Genomic DNA, 17,289 nt, shown 5'->3' with positions numbered 1-17,289 from the left:
GCGAAAGCTGGATCTCAGCGTGTCGGTTCTAGTCCTAGGCGGGGTCGAGGCCGCCATGACCACGAGGCCGTCGACCGCGCCGCGTTGTCTTGTCTGATCCGGTGGCTACAGATTTTTAAATTCCAGGCGGGACGGCAACATATCCAGAAACGTGCGAACTTTGGCTGAAGATGATCTGCCTTCCGGCCACACGGCGTGCATCGGCACCGGCACCGGCTCGAAGTCGCTTAAAACCACCTCTAGGCGGCCATCATCCACCAAATGCCTTATCTGCCAAAGGGGCGAGTAGCCCAAACCCAATCCGTGAACTGCGGCCGCATAGATCGGTGCCATCAAATTGGATCGAAAACTGCCAGCCACTTTCAACGCCCGAGGTTTCCCCTCGATCTGAAACATCCATTCGCCTGGACGCTGGTCGGAGGTTCGAACAATGCAACTGTGCTTGCTCAGTTCAAAGGGATGCGTTGGTCGGCCACGGCGTTCAAAGTAGGAAGGCGAGCCGAACACGACGCGCCGCAACGCGCCCAAGCGTCTGGCTCGCAAGCTGGAATCCGGCAAATTGCCGATCCGTATTGCCAGATCGAGGCCCTCGGCATCAAGGTCGACAAATCCGTCGGCGAGCTGGAGGTCAACCTCGACCTGAGGATGCATCTGCATGTAGTCGGCGATGACAGGTATTACGAAATCCGGGCCGAACAGAACTGGCGCGCCCACGCGCAAGATGCCCGATGGTTCCGATCGTTGGTTGGCGGCTTGGAGTCTTGCGTCGTTTATTTCGTCGATGGCGGGTTTGATGCGGTGGAAAAACGCCGCCCCAGCTTCGCTTGGTGTCGAACGGCGCGTCGTTCTCTGTACAAGCTCGACCCCGACGGATTCCTCCAGCGTCGCCAAAGACCGGCTGATCGATTGCAGTGAGCGGTTCAGCCGGCGTGCGGCGGCCGTCAAACTTCCGTGCTCGACGACTGCCATGAAAGCTTCAAAATCGACTATCCGGCTCATGACATCTCCGTTTCTCTCGAAAATCGAGAGAAACTATCGCAAAGCCAAATAATTGTAACGCTGTTCGCGACGTTTTATTTCCCTGAAAGAAATCCCGAAAGGGCAGGTTTCATCGAAGGGAATTGTCATGCGAGCACCCGATCCAACCGTCCTGGTCGTGGGCGCAACAGGCCGATTTGCCGGATTTGTCGTGCCTGAACTTATCCGCCGCAATGCCACTGTTCGAGCACTCATTCGCGACCCTGCGAACGCCGAAAAGGCCCGGAGGCTCGGGGCATCCGAGGTCGTGACCGGCAATTTGCGCAACCCTCAGAGCCTCGGAAATGCCGTCGAGGGCGTCGACGGCGTCTTCCACATCGGACCGGCCTTTGCCCCCGACGAAGCAGCCATGGGTGTTGCCATGGTCGAGGCTGCTGGACGAGCGGGCGTTCAAAAATTCGTCTTCTCGTCGGTGATCCAGCCGACCAATACGAGGCTAAAAAACCATGCGAGCAAGGTGCCGGTCGAAGATGCTCTCTACTCGACGAACATGGAATACACCATTTTGCATCCTGCCAATTTCATGCAGAACATCGCAGCAGCCTGGCCGTCCATCGTTAGGGACGGCGTTTTCTCGGAACCGTTTCCAAAGACAGCAAAGCTGGCGCGTGTCGATTACCGCGATGTCGCCGAAGTGGCAGCGATCGCATTGACCGAAGCGCGGTTGTCTTATGCGACGCTTGAACTGTGCGCGGACGGTATGCATAGCCGGGAAGAGATCGTTTCAATGATGAGTGAGGAACTTGGCCGGTCCATTTCTGCTGGCGAGCCGACCTTTGGTGAGTGGGCGGCGAATACCCGTCTTCCCTACGATGACCGCCAATTGCAGCTGCTGGCTAAAGTCCATGAACACTACGCCAAATATGGTCTCGGCGGAAACAGCCTGACGTTGCGCTGCGCCTTGGGCCGCGAGCCGCGTTCGCTACGAAGCTTTATCCGAGAACTAGCCTTGCAAACGGCACAGGTCGCCTGATCGCGCCCACAAACATTTTCTGACTAGGAGATTTCCATGCAAGCATCACCGCACAAGACGTTGAAGCTAAGAAAACTGCCGCCTTCCTACAGTGCAGTGGTTATGCCGTTCGTTCTTTCAATCCTCATGACCTGCATCATCTCGGCGGTTTCGACGGCGATCGGCACCGGCTGGACGAACGGTTTCGTAGCGACCTGGTCATACGCATGGGGCGTATCATGGCTTGTTGCGTTTCCGAGCCTGCTGATTGTCCTTCCGATCGTGCGCCGGATCGTTGCGGCAATTGTCGATCAGTCGGTCCGACCCTGAAAACGAAGCGACAGGCACCGACGTTTCGTCGGTTCAGCAAAAGCAAACAAGAACGGCCCCTTGCGGGGCCGTTCTCATGTTCAATGCCGTCTTCTTATCTGTCTTGCTCAGGTGAGCGGTGAAAGTTGTATCTCGACACGGCGGTTCTGGGCACGGCCGTCGGCCGTCGCATTGGAAGCGATTGGACGCGTCTTGCCGAAGCCGGTGACGGCGAAGCGGCGGGAATCGACGCCCTGCCCGGACAGATAGTTGGCGACCGCCAAAGCGCGGCGCTGCGACAGGTCGAAATTGTGTTGGTCGCCACCGGTCGAATCGGTGTGGCCGAACACGTCGACCGTGGTCTGCCGGAACTTGTTCAGCACAAGTGCGACTGAATTCAACACCTGATAGAAGCCGGGCTTCACCGCATCCTGGTCGACGTTGAAGGTGATGTCGGACGGCATGTTGAGGATGATCTGGTTGCCGGTGCGGGTGACGCTGACGCCGGAGCCCTGAAGCTGCCGGCGCAGTTCGGCCTCGTTCTGATCCATGGTGGCGCCGATGGCGCCGCCGGCGAGCGCGCCGACGCCAGCGCCGATCAGCGCATTACGGCGATCGTTGCCGCCGGCAAGCAGGCCGAGCCCCGCACCCGCCAGCGCGCCGATGCCGGCGCCGGCCGCAGTGTTGGAAACCTTCTGCTCTCCGGTATACGGATCGGTGGTGGTGCAGGCGCTCACGAGTACAGCCGTCGCCACGGCGACGAGCACAGTCTTTTTCATTGGGTAGTCCCTCTCCAGTCCGCGGTCCCACCGACGGCACGCCGCATCAGCCCTTCCGTCGCATCGACCCGAAAATCATCGATTTCGGAAGGCACGATGCATAGATTCAAAGTCTTAGAGCGTACTTTGTGCGTCCAAGTGGAGGCACGTCGCTCTAATGTCTTGTAACATGAAATGCGGCGAAAAATGGAACGGGAACGCGGCTGGCTATGGCTTTTCCCGGTCAAATTCCACTGCCGCGATATTGCGCAATTTTGATTGGCTGCCAGAAACTATCGGCTACCAGAGATTCTTGCCGTCGATGACGACGATCTCGACCTGATCGAGGTCGAAATCGTCGAACAGCCGCGAGTTCACGCTGATCTTCGGATTGTCGAAATCCGGCTTGCCGGTCGACCAGTCCGGCGTTTCGGTAAAGGTGCCGCAGCCGCAGGTGGCGCAGAAACCGTGTTTGATCGTTTTCGACCCCCACTGGTAGAATGAGACATTCTTGAGTGGGCTGGTGAGCTTGAATTGCGACGGGGTGTAGTAGGCCCATAACGAGCCGCGCTTCGAGCAGAAGGAACAGGTGCATTGCGTCACGGTCTGCGGCGCTTGCGAGACCTCGAATGTCGTCGCCCTGCAGTGGCAGCTTGCCTTTATGGTCATGAACGCCTTCCTCCCGATTGCCTGCCGCCCGCGCGGCAAGGCAACATAAAGAGACGCTTCTGACAACCGTCTGCAGCAGACTCGCTTGCCTGCGTCAGACGCGTGGCGCCTAAAAGGACGACGGCGGCACGAACAGGCAGATGGTCTTTCCGTCGTTGGCGCCGGCGACCGAGCACCAGTGATATTCGCCATCGGGCGAATTCTTGATCCGTGTGTCGCTGTAGGCCACGACCTCGCCTGTCCCCTTGATGACGTAGCCCTCCGGACGCTCGCTGATCGAGGTCTGCGAGACCGCGCGGCAATCATAACCCGAGCAACAGGAGAATGGGTAACTCCAGCCTTGCGGCTTCGCCGCGGTCGGCTTGGCGTCGTGCGCCAAAGCGGACGCTGCAAATGTGATGGTGGCGGCCGTCAGAGCCACCACCGCGATGATTGAATTCAGGAGGCGGCGCGCCGTGTTGACGGCTGAGGCCGGTCGGGTTGTGAAAGCAGGCATGGGCGCAGTTCCTATCAACGAGTTCAAGCGTTTCGCTTGCCCGTTCCCGGAACGTGTCTTCCCAGTGGCCGGATCGTCAGGTCGCAGATACGCCGCGTCCGGCCATAAATGCTTTTTTCCCCCCAGCCTTTGAATGCTGGGCTGATTCCTTTGTTGGCGCAAGAAAATTGCGGTGCAAGCCGAGCGCCGACATCTGCAGCCGGAACCAGACTGCCGGGGTCGACGAGAGTGATTTCATCGACCCCGGCAGACGGGATCGCAGATAACGAGATTCAGCTCGCAGTGGTTCCGGGCTAGGCGCCGGCAGGCCGGCAGCATCAACCCCCGAAGTAGAAGTCGTTGTAAAAAATTCGATGAAAAAACAACGCTATAAAGCGACCGCTCAATTAGAGTGAGAGCCTGTTACTCTAGCGTGATGTTGCTGCTGCTTTGGTGCGTAGGCGCTTCAGTCGATATCGGCCACCACTTCGCCGGCGCCGCCCTCGATGCGCTGCGACAGCGAGGCCTCCATGAAATCGTCGAGATCGCCGTCCAGCACGCTCGACGGGCTTGTGCTCTCGACGCCGGTGCGCAGATCCTTCACCAATTGATAGGGCTGCAGAACGTAGGAGCGGATCTGGTGGCCCCAGCCGATATCGCTCTTCGACGCTTCGGTGGCGTTCGCCACCGCCTCGCGCTTCTTCAGCTCTTCCTCGTAGAGCCGCGAGCGCAACATCTCCCAGGCCTTCGCCTTGTTCTTGTGCTGGGAGCGCTCGGCCTGGCAGGCGACCGCGATGCCGGTGGCGAGATGGGTGATGCGGACCGCCGAATCGGTGGTGTTGACGTGCTGGCCGCCCGATCCGGACGAACGATAGGTGTCGATGCGAACATCCGATTCGGAAACGTCGATCTCGATCGTATCGTCGATCACGGGATAGACCCAGACGCTGGCGAACGACGTGTGGCGGCGCGCATTGCTGTCATAGGGCGAAATACGCACGAGACGGTGGACACCGGATTCCGTCTTCAGCCAACCATAGGCATTGTGGCCCTTGATCAGCAGCGTGGCGGACTTGATGCCCGCCTCTTCGCCGTCATGCACTTCCAGCACCTCGACCTTGAAGCGGCGCCGCTCGGCCCAACGCGTGTACATGCGCAGAAGCATCGAGGCCCAGTCCTGGCTTTCGGTGCCGCCGGCGCCGGCATGGACCTCGAGATAGCTGTCGTTGGCGTCCGCCTCGCCCGAAAGCAGCGTCTCGATCTGGCGCGCCTTTGCCTCGCCGCGCATCGAGCGGATCGCCGCTTCCGCCTCGGCGACGACGCTCTCGTCGCCCTCTTCCTCGCCAAGCTCGATCAGGCCGATATTGTCTTCCAGCGCCTGGGTGAGGCCTTTGACTGCGGCGATGCCGTCCTCGAGGCCCTGGCGCTCACGCATCAGCTTCTGCGCCTCCAGCGGCTCGTTCCAGAGGCTCGAATCCTCGGCACGCACGTTCAGGTATTCAAGCCGCTTTATGGCCTGATCCCAGTCAAAGATGCCTCCTCAGCAGGGTAATCGCCTGCCTGATTTCGTCGACAATGTTCTGCGTTTCCGCGCGCATGGCTGGCTGTTCTGTCCTGTGTTGAAATGGTGCCCTATTGCTTAAACAGAGCTTGCGTTGGCGCGATACATAGGGACGGCACCGCCGCCTGTAAAGCGAAATGGGCCGGCTCGAAAGCCGGCCCAGAATGCCATATCCTATGTCAATAGAGCCCGCCGCCGCCGGACTGGATGGCTTGGTTGGCCTGTGGCGACAGCGAACCGCCGGAGGCGTTGGAGCCGTCCGCATCCATGCCGATTACCCAGTAGCTGTCGGCGGGGCCGGTGCCCGGCTTGAAGGCTTCGATAAAGGCGCCAGCGTCGCCTGGGTTGGCGCGCATGCCGGTCTTGCGATTGATGGCGATCAGCTTCATGCCTTCGGGGACCTTGAAATCGACATTGGGCGTGCCGTCCAGCGCCACGCGCATGACGTCCTTGAAGATCGGCGCGGCGAGGCCGCCGCCAGTCGCGCCCTTGCCAAGACCTTTCGGCTGATCGTAGCCCATGTAAAGCCCGACAACGAGATTGGGCGTGTAGCCGATGAACCAGGTATCCTTCTCGTCGTTTGTCGTTCCGGTCTTGCCGGCGATGTGGCGGCCGAGTTCGGCGACGGTGGCGCCGGTGCCGCGCTCGACGACGCCCTCCATCATCGAGGTGATCTGATAGGCGGTCATCGGATCGAGCACCTGCTCGGAATTGTCGACCAGTTCCGGCTCAGGCTGGTTCTGCCATTCGGCGGCGTTGCAATTTTCGCAGCCGCGTTCGTCCTGTCTGTACACCGTCTTGCCGTAGCGATCCTGGATGCGGTCGATCAGCGTCGGCTTGATCGACTTGCCGCCGTTGGCCATGATCGAATAAGCCGACACCATGCGCATCACGGTGGTCTCGCCCGAACCCAGCGCCATCGGCAGGTACGGCGCCAGACGGTCATAGACGCCGAAGCGCTCGGCATATTCCGCGACCAGCTTCATGCCCATGTCGTTGGCCAGGCGCACAGTCATCAGATTGCGCGACCTCTCGATGCCGGACCGCAAGGTCGCCGGGCCAGCTGTCCTTCCATCGTAGTTCTTCGGCGTCCAGGTCGTGTTGCCGCTCTTGATGGTGATCGGGCCGTCCATGATCACCGAAGCCGGCGTATAGCCATTGTCGAGGGCGGCCGAATAGACGATCGGCTTGAACGACGAACCCGGCTGCCGCATGGCCTGCGTGGCACGGTTGAATTCGGATTGCGCGTAGGAGAACCCGCCGACCATGGCCAGAACACGGCCGGTATGCGGATCCATGGCGATCAAGCCGCCTTCCACTTCGGGGGCCTGGCGCAGGATATAGGCTCCGTCCGTACCCTCTTTCTTCTGCACGAAGATGACGTCGCCCGGCTTCAGCACATCCGCCGGCGACTTGGCCTTGACGGTCTTGCCGTCGACTACATGACGCATGGCGAAGCTCATGTCCTCGCGGCTGACGGTGCCTTCGATGCGATCCTTGACGAGTTCGCCCGAGATCTGCCGCGTCGGCCGAAGGCCGATGGACAGGCCGCTCTCCGAGCTGTCGAGCACGACGGCGAGCGACCATTCGGGCACGTCGTCAAGTCCCTTGACTTCGCTCAAAGGCACGCCCCAGTCGCCGGATACGCTGATGGTCTTCACCGGCCCGCGATAGCCGCGCAGCGTGTCGAACTTCATCAGGCCGTTCTGCATGGCTTTGCGGGCGATGAGCTGCATCTTGGGATCGAGCGTTGTACGGACCGACAGGCCGCCCTCGTAGAGCGCATTCTCGCCGTAGCGCGCGCTGATCTGGCGACGCACTTCCTCGGTGAAGTATTCGCCGGCGAACAGATAGGTGCCGGAGCGGCGTGGCTTGACGCCGAGCGGCTCGGCCTTGGCCTTGGCGCCTTCCTCGGGCGTGACGTAGCCGTTGCCGACCATCTGGTCGATGACCCAGTTGCGGCGCTCGATGGCGCGGTCGGCATATTTGAACGGGTGATAGTTGGAGGGGCCCTTCGGCAAAGCCGCCAGGTAGGCCGCCTCCGCCACGGTGAGTTCATTCACCGCCTTGTCGAAATAGGTGAGTGCTGCGCCGGCGACGCCGTAGGCGCCAAGTCCGAAGAAAATCTCGTTAAGGTAGAGCTCGAGAATGCGATCCTTCGAATAGGCCTGCTCGATGCGGAAGGCGAGGATCATCTCCTTGATCTTGCGCTCGTAGGTCTGGTCCGAGGACAACAGGAAGTTTTTCGCCACCTGCTGGGTGATCGTCGAGGCGCCGACTTGGCGCTTGCCCGAGCCGAAATTCTGCAGATTGACCATGATTGCGCGGCCAAGGCCGGTCATATCGATGCCGGGATGATTGTAGAAATTCTTGTCCTCGGCAGACAGGAAGGCCGCCTTGACACGATCCGGCACCGCCTGGATCGGCAAATACAGGCGGCGCTCGCGCGCATATTCGGCCATCAGCGCACCATCGGACGCATGGATGCGGGTCGTCACCGGCGGTTCATACTTAGCCAGGACCTCGTAGTCGGGCAGATCCTTCGACAAATGGCTGATATAGATCGCCACGCCCGCCGCGACCAAAAGGGCCAGCGCCGTGCCGATGCCGAAGAAATAGCCAATGAGACGAATCATGCCCGCTCCAGTCCTTGGTTCGGGAATCTCCTAAACGAAGCCGCCTTTCGCGCAAGCTTTCGAGATGATCCCGACCAGTAATCGAAAACCCATGTCGCCACCATGTGGGGAAAATGCGGCAGCACGGAATTTCGGTCTCGAATCGGGGAAATAAGTACGGGGTGTTGTTGTCGTGCAACGCTGCCTCTGGTTGTGGGCGACGGCTGGCATCTCAGCCTCCGGTTCCTGCTCCGACCCTGGCTGAAGCGAACAGGGCGATGGCATTGGTTATGCTCTGGGCCGCCTTGCCGCGCCAATCGGCACTGAGCAGTTGCGCCTCATCCTTGGCGTTCGACAGATAGCCGAGCTCGACCAGCACGGAGGGGACATCCGGCGCCTTCAACACCTTGAAGCTCGCCGAACGCTGCGGATTGTTGATGAGGCCGACGCTGGTGGAAAGCTGGCCGACCAAAGTCTGGGCGAAACTCATCGAGAAACTATGCGTCTCGCGTCGAATCAGGTCGATCAGAATGTCGGTCACTTCCTTGTTATCGTCCTTGATCTCCATGCCGGCGAATTGGTCGGAAAGGTTTTCACGGTCGGCGAGCGCCTGCGCTTCGGGATCGGAAGCCTTATCGGAAACCGTGTAGACGGTTGCGCCGCGAAGGCCCTTGACCCTGATCGTGTCAGCGTGGATCGAAATGAGCAGATCGGCCTCGTGCTGGCGAGCAATGCGCACGCGGTCGTCCAGCCGCAGGAATTGATCCGTCTCGCGCGTCATGAACACGTCGTACTTGCCGACTGCGGCAAGTCTGGCCCGCAATTCGGTGGCGAAGGCGAGCGTGACGTTCTTCTCGACCGTGCCGTTCAGACCCTCGGCGCCGCCGTCGATGCCGCCATGACCTGGATCGATGACGACGGTGAAGCGATGACCTGGATTGGAGATCGGCCCGGTGCCGACCCTGCCGCCCTTGTCGGGGGAGATCGTCGAACCGGTGGTCAGCGCCTGGTTGGCAAGGGCGGCGTCGAACTCCCGCGCGGACGCCGCCGACATGTCGATGGCGATGCGGTAGCCGTTGCCGTCTTCATTCTTGAGCACGTCGAGCCTGTCGACGGCGAACGGGCCCTTGCCGGTGAGAATCAGCCGCGACACTCCCTCGCCGAGATCGCCGTAGCGCACCCCCCTGACCAGGCCGCGCGCCTTCACATCCTTGGCATTGATGGCAAATTTCGTGCTTGGCAGGTCGACGACCAGACGGTGGGGGCCACGCAGCAGGAACCATTTGACGTCGGGCTCGCGGTCGAAATTCATGACGATGCGCATCTTGGTGGCGTCACCCGCCATTTTATAGCTCGTCGCGGTGAGCGGCGCGTCGCCAGCAAAGGAAACAGGCGAAGAAGCCAGGCAAGCGACAACCAGCAACAGCAGACAAGCGGCGTGGAAGAGACCGTCTCTGGCAAGACCGCCCTTGTGCGTGAAGACTGCCAGTCCCATCTCTTTCCAGTCGCTCCGGTTTGGCGCCAGGCGCCCAATCTTACTTGTCGGAGTGTCGGCGTCTTGTCGAAATGCCGGCTAGGCCGCGAACTCGATTAACGATTGGTATCCAGAGAAGGTTAACCAAGCCTTTTCATCCAAAGGCTTAAAGCCGTGCTTCCGTTGCGGAACCGCTTTTTGCCGGCATCCGAAATCGGGGTTGCCTTCCAACCCGCCAAATCATAAAAGCGATGGTGGATCACTGCAATCCTGGAACCGTCCTTCTCCGCAGCTTCCCGCTACAGGTCAGATGAACGACGGCTCCTTTCGCTTCAGGCGAAAAAGGTATCAGGTGATCGCGACGAATTTCGCAGGTGTGAGCCCGTGGCGGGGGAAACGCCTGCGTGAGGAAAACGGCCGGGATTGTCCCGCGCCGGCTCTGTACGAGCAAACAAGCTGGTCCGGTTTTCCCGGGCTTTGGTTCAAAAAGGTTCTGCTGGTTACGATGGCTTCAAGCGCAATCATGGAAAGGTCCGCAGCAAACCGCGCCATTATGGCTGCGGGCGGCACCGCCATGGCGCTAAGGCAGCGGCCGGCGGACATTCAATTGCCCGGCACCCATGTTCATCCACACTCACAGCGGCGGGCTTTGCCCCGCAAGCTGCGGCTGACGGCTGCCGGGGGGAAACGAAATAATGCCCAACAAGATGCTGATAGACGCCTCCCACCCGGAGGAAACACGCGTTGTCGTCGTTCGCGGTAACCGTATTGAAGAATTCGACTTTGAATCCCAGGACAAGAAGCAGCTCAAAGGAAATATCTACCTCGCCCGCGTAACCCGCGTCGAACCCTCGCTTCAGGCAGCCTTTGTCGAATATGGCGGCAACCGTCACGGTTTCCTCGCCTTCAGTGAAATTCATCCCGACTACTACCAGATTCCGGTAGCCGACCGTCAGGCGCTGCTGCGCGCGGAAGCGCAGGAGGCTGAAGACGAGGACGATGAGGACGGCGAAGGCGACGACCGCCAGAGCCGCGATCGCGGCCGGCGCGGGCGCCGGCGCGGTGGCAAGAGCCGCGACCGAGGCGAGCACAAGCGTGATGCAGGTGCGGCCGATTCCGACGATTCTGTCGATTCCCCCGTTTCTGCCGATTCCAGCGAGAACGGCTCCAATGAGAGCGGCGAAGATGCGGGCGCGGAGAGCGTCGATGCCGTTTCCGAAAATGTGGATACGGCGCCCGAGACTTCGGAATATCGCGAGGTCGCCAGTCATGAGGCGAGTCGTGATGAGACGAGTCATGATGAGACTGGGCCTTCGGAAGGCGGACCCAATTCCATTGCCGCCAGCATCGAAGCGGATGTGATTTCCGAAGCCATGCCCCGGGCGGAGACGACCGGAGAAGCCACGTCCACCGACAATGATCGCGGCATGCTGGAAGAGGTGCATTCCTCGCATTCGGACGACCATGAGGTCGAATCGGTCGGCGCCGAGGATGCGCTGGAAGAAGCGCGCAATCGCCGCAAGCCGGTGCGCCGGCAGTACAAGATCCAGGAAGTGATCAAGCGCCGGCAGATCCTTCTGGTGCAGGTCGTGAAGGAAGAGCGCGGCAACAAGGGCGCGGCGCTCACCACCTATCTGTCGCTTGCCGGCCGCTATTCGGTGCTGATGCCGAACACGGCGCGCGGCGGCGGCATCTCGCGCAAGATCACCAATGCACAGGACCGCAAGCGACTAAAGGAGGTCGTCGCCGATCTCGAAGTGCCGCAGGGCATGGGCGTCATCCTGCGCACGGCCGGCGAAAGCCGCACCAAGGCCGAGATCAAGCGCGACTACGAATATCTGATGCGGCTTTGGGAAAACGTCCGCAATCTGACGCTGCAGTCCACGGCCCCTGCCCTGGTCTACGAGGAAGGCAGCCTGATCAAGCGCTCGGTGCGCGACCTCTACAACAAGGACATCGACGAGATCCAGGTCTCCGGCGAAGAGGGCTATCGCGAGGCCAAGGACTTCATGCGCATGCTGATGCCGAGCCACGCCAAAGTCGTGCAGCCGTTCCGCGACACGACGCCGATCTTCGTGCGCAATGGCATCGAAGCGCAGCTCGACCGCATGCTGCAGCCGCAGGTGACGCTGAAGAGCGGCGGCTACATCATCATCAACCAGACCGAAGCGCTGGTCGCCATTGACGTCAATTCGGGCCGCTCGACCAAGGAGCACTCGATCGAGGACACGGCGCTTCACACCAATCTGGAAGCGGCCGAGGAAGTCGCACGGCAGCTGAGGCTGCGCGATCTCGCCGGCCTGATCGTCATCGACTTCATCGACATGGAGGAGAACCGCAACAACCGCTCCGTCGAGAAGCGGCTGAAGGATCACCTCAAGAACGATCGCGCCCGCATCCAGGTCGGCCGCATCTCGCATTTCGGCCTGATGGAGATGTCGCGCCAGCGCATCCGTGCCAGCGTGCTGGAATCGACGATGAAGCCGTGTCCGCATTGCGGCGGCACCGGCCATGTCAGGTCCGATTCGTCTGTCGCGCTGATGGTGGTGCGGGCGATCGAGGAATTCCTGCTCAAGGATTCGCGCAGCCACATCACGGTGCGGACGCCGGCGGCGACCGCGCTCTATGTGCTCAACCACAAGCGCGGCACGCTTGTGGAGCTCGAAAGCCGCTTCGGCCTGACCATCACCGTCGAGGCCGACGACGCGGTCGGCGCCCAGCACTATGCGATCTTCCGCGGCGCGCTGGCGGAAAAGCCTGAAGGCTTCGTCGAGGTGCGCACCTTGCCCGCCTATGTCGAGCCGGAAGAGCCCGCGGACGAAATCGTCATCGAGGAGGATGAGGACGAGGCTGTTGCACCGGCCGAGCAACCGCGCCAGGCCCAGCAGCCGCAGCAGCCAAGGCTCGCCGAGGATGGCGAAGGCCGCGACCGCAAGCGTCGCAAGCGCCGCAGACGGCGCGGCGGCAAGGATCGCGACCGCGAGCATGGCGCCCCCGTGGAAGGCGCGTCCCTCTCGGCCACTGCCGATGGCGTCTCCGAAGCCTCAAACGATGAAGGCGCCGAAGCAGACCAAGAGGCGCAGGTCGGCGTTACCGAGGCGGTGGACGCGTCGGATGACGGCCAGGGCAAGAAGCGCCGGCGTGGCAAGCGCGGCGGCAAGCGCAATCGCCGTGAAGACGGCGAAGGCGAGGTCGATGCAGGCACTGCCGAGGCGGCTGACAGTCCCGAAGGCGACGTCTTGGAGTCCGTCTCCAGCGAGCCGGTAGCAGCAACGCCGGTCGAAGAGCCTGCGGACCTTGCTCCGGCCAACGACGACACGCCGAGCGCCGAGAAGCCGAAGAAGCCGCGCCGCGCCGCCAAGCCGAAGAAGGCTGCAGCAGACGCCGTCGCCGAGACACCGGTTGCCGAGCCGGAAGCCTCCGCCGAGGCTCCGGCGCCTGTTTCGGAGGAAACAGCCGTGGCCGCCATCGACGAAAAGCCGAAGGCCCGCCCATCGCGACGCAAGCCGGCACCGGTTGATGCTCCGGTTGAGCCGATCGTGTCCTCGACTGTTGCCGACGAGGCAAAGACCGAGGACAAGCCGAAGCGTGCCGGCTGGTGGCAGAAGAAAGGTTTTTTCTAAGCCTTTCAGTTGCTTAGACTGATCTTCTGACAAAAAAATCCCGCGCCATCCAAAGACGGCGCGGGATTTTTCTTGCCTGAGATCCCAACGCTATGGCGCGAAGATCGACCAGTTCATCATTTTCGCCAGCCTTTCCAGCGCTATCGATCCCAGCCTGGAATTGCCGTTGGCGTTGAGGCCGGGCGACCAGACGGCGAGCGACGCCACACCAGGAACGACCCCCAATATGCCGCCGCCTACGCCGCTCTTGCCCGGGATGCCGACGCGAAAGGCGAAATCGCCGGAGCCGTCATAATGACCGCAAGTCAGCATCATCGCGCCAATGCGGCGCGCGCGCTCGGCCGACACCACGGAATGGCCGGTCGCCGGGTTCTTGCCGCCATTGGCGAGGAAGCGGCCGGCCAAAGCCAGTTGCCGGCAGCTCATGGCGATGGCGCAATGGTGGAAATAGACGCCCAGCGCCAGGTCCGGCGCGTGGTTGAGATTGCCGAAGGATTTCATGTAGTTGGCAAGCGCCAAATTGCGAAAACCGGTGGCGCGTTCCGAAGCCGCGACTTCGCGGTCGATGATGATGGTCTCGTCGTCGGCCAGGAACTGGATGAAGCGCAGGATCTCGCCGATCGCCTCGCGCGGCTGGTGGCCGGCGAGCAGAATGTCGGAAATGACGATGGCGCCGGCATTGATGAACGGATTGCGCGGAATGCCGTTCTCATGCTCGAGCTGGACGATCGAGTTGAACGGGTTGCCCGAAGGCTCGCGCCCGACACGCTGCCACAGCGCGTCGCCGACATTGCCGAGCGCCAATGTCAGCGTGAACACCTTCGAAATGCTCTGGATTGAAAACGGCTCATCGGCGTCGCCCGCCATCAGCACGCGACCGTCATTGGTCACGGCGGCAATGCCGAACTTCTTCGGATCGACCTTGCCGAGTTGCGGAATGTAGGTCGCGACATCGCCGCGATCCGTGCGCTCCGCCATTTCGGCGGCAACTTCGGTCAAAGCTTGTTCGAGGTCCGGCATTCGCGCTACTTCAGCCAGCGTTCGATGCGCGCCATCGCCTCGACCATCTCGTCGTGGCTGCCGGCATAGGAAAAGCGCATGGTTCGATGGCCTTGCAGCGGATCGAAATCGCGGCCGGGCGTAGCCGCAACATGCGCCTCGGCCAGCATCCTGCGCGCGAAGGCCATGCTGTCGTTGGTGTGCCTGGTGACATCGCAGAAGGCGTAGAAGGCGCCATCCATCGGTGCCGCCAGCGCAAAGCCGAGTTCGGGCAGGCGTTTCATCAAAAGCTCGCGATTCCAGGCGTAGCGCGCCTTCACCGCTTCCAATTCCCCAGTCGCCTTGAATGCCTCGATCGCGGCGATCTGCGACAGTTCCGGCGGCGAGATGTAAAGACTCTGGGCGATGCGCTCGACCGGCCGCACCAATTGTTCCGGCAGCACCATCCAGCCGATGCGCCAACCGGTCATGCAGTAATATTTCGAGAAGGAATTGATCACCGTCACGTCAGGGCCGTAGGCAAGCGCCGTGGTGTCCGGCGCAGCATAAGCCAGCCGGTGATAGATCTCGTCGGAGATCACGGCAATGCCGAGCTCTTCCGCCGTCGTCACCAGAGCCGACAGCTCGTCGGCGGGGATAATCGCGCCGGTCGGATTGGCCGGGCTGGCGAACAACACGCCCTTCAGCTTCTTTTCGCGATGCGCGGCCTTCAGGTGTTCAGCGTGGAGATAGGCATCACCGTCGAGCTCGATCTCGACGATCTCGATGCCGAGCGCGGCCATGATGTTGCGATAGGCCGGATAGCCGGGTGCGGCGATGGCGACACGATCACCTGGATCGAACATCGCCAGAAAGGCCAGGTTGAAGGCGGCCGACGATCCGGTGGTGACGGCGATCCGGCCGGGCGAGACGTCAAACCCGTAGTGGTCCGCATAGTGCTGCGCGATTGCCTCGCGCAGGCCCGCAAGACCCAATGCGTCGGTGTAGCCGATACGCCCCATCTTCAATGCGTTCGCCGCCGCTTCCCTGACCCCGGCCGGCGCCGGGTCGGACGGCTGGCCAACGGCCATGGAAACAACCGGAACGCCCTTAGCCTTCAGCCGATTCGCTTCCGCCAGAATGTCCATGGCGTGGAACGGCTCGACTTCGCCGCGACGCGAAAGCGATACAACCATTTGACCTCATTCCTTGTCGGCCCTTGGGTCGGCCCTGGGTCGGTCTTGGGACGGCACTTACCGGCTGCCGGCGCCGAGCTTTGGCGTCCCGCGCCGCACAAATGCCCGATTGATGTGAGGATCACAAGTTCAGTAAAGTTTCAGTGCCGACTTTTCATCCTCCGCCCGCTCGTCTACCAGTGGACCTGCCATGTTGAATCGACCCAAATCGACGATTGCCAGGGCAGCGCGCGTCTTCGCGACGCTTTCGCTTGCCGCGACGGTCGCCGTGACCAGCACGGTCAGCGCCTTCGCGCAAAACGTGCCGGTGGTGCGCGATGCCGAGATCGAGGCGCTGGTGCGTGACTATGCGCGGCCGATCTTCAGGGCGGCGGGCCTGCCGGAAGACGGCGTCGACATCGTGCTGGTCAACGACCAGAGTTTCAACGCTTTCGTTGCCGGGTCTCGTCTGTTCATCAACACCGGGGCCCTGATGTCGGCGGAGACGCCCAACGAGATCATCGGCGTCATCGCCCATGAGGCCGGCCACATTGCCGGCGGGCACCAGCAGAAATTGCGCAACCAGCTCGAACGCGCCAAGACGATGGCCATCATCGCGACGCTGCTTGGCGCCGGTGCCGTCGTCGCCGGCGCCACCACCAAAAGCCGGGGCCTCGCCGGCGCCGGCATGGGGGTTGCGGCTGGCGGCGGCGAGATGGCGCAGCGCAGCATCCTCGCCTATCAGCGCACCGAGGAGATGACCGCCGACCGCTCGGCGATAACCTATCTCAATGCCACCGGCCAGTCCGGCATGGGCATGCTGAAAACCTTCGACCGCTTCCAGAGCGCGCTCTCGCTGTCGGGGGCGCAGGTCGATCCCTACCGGATCAGCCATCCGCTGCCGCGGGAACGCATCGCCAATCTCGAAGTGCTGGTCAAGCAGAGCCCCTATGTCGACAAGGTCGATCCGCCGGCACTGCAGCAGCGGCACGACATGATGCGCATCAAGATCGCCGCCTACATGGAAGGCCAGGCCGCCGCATCGCGGCTGATGCGCAAGAACCCGGGCAGCCTCGCCTCGCAATATGGCGACGCGCAGACGGCCTATCTCTATGGCAATCTGGCCAAAGCGCTTGCCAAGACCAACGCACTGATCAAGGCACAGCCCAAAAACCCCTATTTCCAGGAATTGCGTGGCGACGTCCTGATGAAGGCGAACAAGCCGAGGGACGCGGCGGAAGCCTATGCCAAGGCGGTCAGCCTCGATCCAGCCAGATCCGGGCTGCTGCCGGTCTCCTACGGCCAGGCGCTGATGGCCGTCGGCACGCCCGATTCCCTGGAGAAAGCGGTGGTGCAGATCAACAAAGGCCTCGGGCGCGACCGGGAAAACGCGGTCGGGTATCGCTATCTGGCGCAGGCCTATGGCGAGCTCGGCAAAATCCCGGCCGCCGACCTTGCGACCGCCGAAGGCCATTTCTATTCCGGCGCCTATAAGGATGCCAAGATCTTCGCAATGCGCGCGCAGATGAAAATGAAGCGCGGCGAGCCGGGCTGGATCCGCGCGCAGGACATCATAAACTACGCACCATCAGGCAAGAAAAAGTGAACCTTCCGGCCGTGCGCGGCGACATATAGTCGGACCAATTGGGCCGGAAACCAGGC

General features: G+C 61.7%; 13 protein-coding genes. 4 read left to right on the top strand and 9 right to left on the bottom strand.

Features of this window, described 5'->3' with window-relative positions; translation table 11 throughout:
• Nucleotides 1-105 precede the first annotated feature (105 nt).
• A complete protein-coding gene (locus RPG13_RS19405) occupies nucleotides 106-999 on the bottom strand; it encodes a LysR family transcriptional regulator (protein WP_126106735.1) in 894 nt (297 codons plus the stop codon).
• Between the two features lie 127 nt (nucleotides 1,000-1,126).
• On the opposite strand from RPG13_RS19405, the gene RPG13_RS19400 reads away from it, so the two are divergent.
• Nucleotides 1,127-2,011 carry an NmrA/HSCARG family protein gene (locus RPG13_RS19400; protein ID WP_126106736.1) on the top strand — a complete coding sequence of 295 codons (885 nt, stop codon included), beginning with the start codon at nucleotides 1,127-1,129 and terminating at the stop codon, nucleotides 2,009-2,011.
• 36 nt (nucleotides 2,012-2,047) lie between these two features.
• The gene (locus RPG13_RS19395) at nucleotides 2,048-2,320 is read left to right on the top strand and encodes a DUF2798 domain-containing protein (RefSeq protein ID WP_127204406.1); all 273 of its coding nucleotides are present in this window, start codon (nucleotides 2,048-2,050) and stop codon (nucleotides 2,318-2,320) included.
• Between the two features lie 107 nt (nucleotides 2,321-2,427).
• On the opposite strand, the gene RPG13_RS19390 is transcribed toward RPG13_RS19395, so the two are convergent.
• The 6 genes from RPG13_RS19390 to RPG13_RS19365 form a co-directional block, all read right to left on the bottom strand.
• Complete coding sequence (locus RPG13_RS19390; RefSeq protein WP_337125756.1) at nucleotides 2,428-3,078, bottom strand: OmpA family protein; 651 nt, start codon at nucleotides 3,076-3,078, stop codon at nucleotides 2,428-2,430.
• A gap of 279 nt (nucleotides 3,079-3,357) precedes the next feature.
• Nucleotides 3,358-3,726: a GFA family protein gene (locus RPG13_RS19385; protein ID WP_126106738.1), complete on the bottom strand. Its 369-nt coding sequence runs from the start codon at nucleotides 3,724-3,726 to the stop codon at nucleotides 3,358-3,360.
• Between the two features lie 109 nt (nucleotides 3,727-3,835).
• Nucleotides 3,836-4,222: a hypothetical protein gene (locus tag RPG13_RS19380; protein WP_126106739.1), complete on the bottom strand. Its 387-nt coding sequence runs from the start codon at nucleotides 4,220-4,222 to the stop codon at nucleotides 3,836-3,838.
• Nucleotides 4,223-4,667: 445 nt separating this feature from the next.
• A protein-coding gene (gene prfB, locus RPG13_RS19375) for a peptide chain release factor 2 (protein WP_101954579.1) occupies nucleotides 4,668-5,799 on the bottom strand; the annotation gives its coding sequence in 2 pieces (ribosomal slippage) (nucleotides 4,668-5,732 and nucleotides 5,734-5,799; 1,131 coding nt in all).
• A gap of 142 nt (nucleotides 5,800-5,941) precedes the next feature.
• Nucleotides 5,942-8,398: a penicillin-binding protein 1A gene (locus tag RPG13_RS19370; RefSeq protein ID WP_126106740.1), complete on the bottom strand. Its 2,457-nt coding sequence runs from the start codon at nucleotides 8,396-8,398 to the stop codon at nucleotides 5,942-5,944.
• Nucleotides 8,399-8,609: 211 nt separating this feature from the next.
• Nucleotides 8,610-9,872, bottom strand: coding sequence for an N-acetylmuramoyl-L-alanine amidase (locus RPG13_RS19365; RefSeq protein WP_337125755.1), 1,263 nt, complete (start codon nucleotides 9,870-9,872; stop codon nucleotides 8,610-8,612).
• A 674-nt stretch (nucleotides 9,873-10,546) separates the two neighbouring features.
• On the opposite strand from RPG13_RS19365, the gene RPG13_RS19360 reads away from it, so the two are divergent.
• The gene (locus RPG13_RS19360) at nucleotides 10,547-13,474 is read left to right on the top strand and encodes an Rne/Rng family ribonuclease (RefSeq protein ID WP_337125754.1); all 2,928 of its coding nucleotides are present in this window, start codon (nucleotides 10,547-10,549) and stop codon (nucleotides 13,472-13,474) included.
• Between the two features lie 90 nt (nucleotides 13,475-13,564).
• On the opposite strand, the gene RPG13_RS19355 is transcribed toward RPG13_RS19360, so the two are convergent.
• Together RPG13_RS19355 and RPG13_RS19350 are read right to left on the bottom strand one after the other, a co-directional pair.
• Entirely contained in the window at nucleotides 13,565-14,494 is a 930-nt protein-coding gene (locus tag RPG13_RS19355; RefSeq protein ID WP_164759084.1) for a glutaminase, read from the bottom strand.
• 5 nt (nucleotides 14,495-14,499) lie between these two features.
• Nucleotides 14,500-15,648, bottom strand: coding sequence for a pyridoxal phosphate-dependent aminotransferase (locus RPG13_RS19350; protein WP_337125753.1), 1,149 nt, complete (start codon nucleotides 15,646-15,648; stop codon nucleotides 14,500-14,502).
• A gap of 190 nt (nucleotides 15,649-15,838) precedes the next feature.
• Between RPG13_RS19350 and RPG13_RS19345 the strand changes: the two genes are divergently transcribed.
• Entirely contained in the window at nucleotides 15,839-17,233 is a 1,395-nt protein-coding gene (locus RPG13_RS19345) for a M48 family metalloprotease (protein ID WP_128284372.1), read from the top strand.
• Nucleotides 17,234-17,289: the final 56 nt, after the last annotated feature.

It is taken from the genome of Mesorhizobium sp. ISC15 (assembly GCF_037162615.1).
GTDB classification, from domain to species: domain Bacteria; phylum Pseudomonadota; class Alphaproteobacteria; order Rhizobiales; family Rhizobiaceae; genus Mesorhizobium; species Mesorhizobium mediterraneum.
The sequence above is the reverse complement of the archived record's forward strand: the minus strand, read 5'-3'. Positions and strand labels throughout refer to the sequence as shown.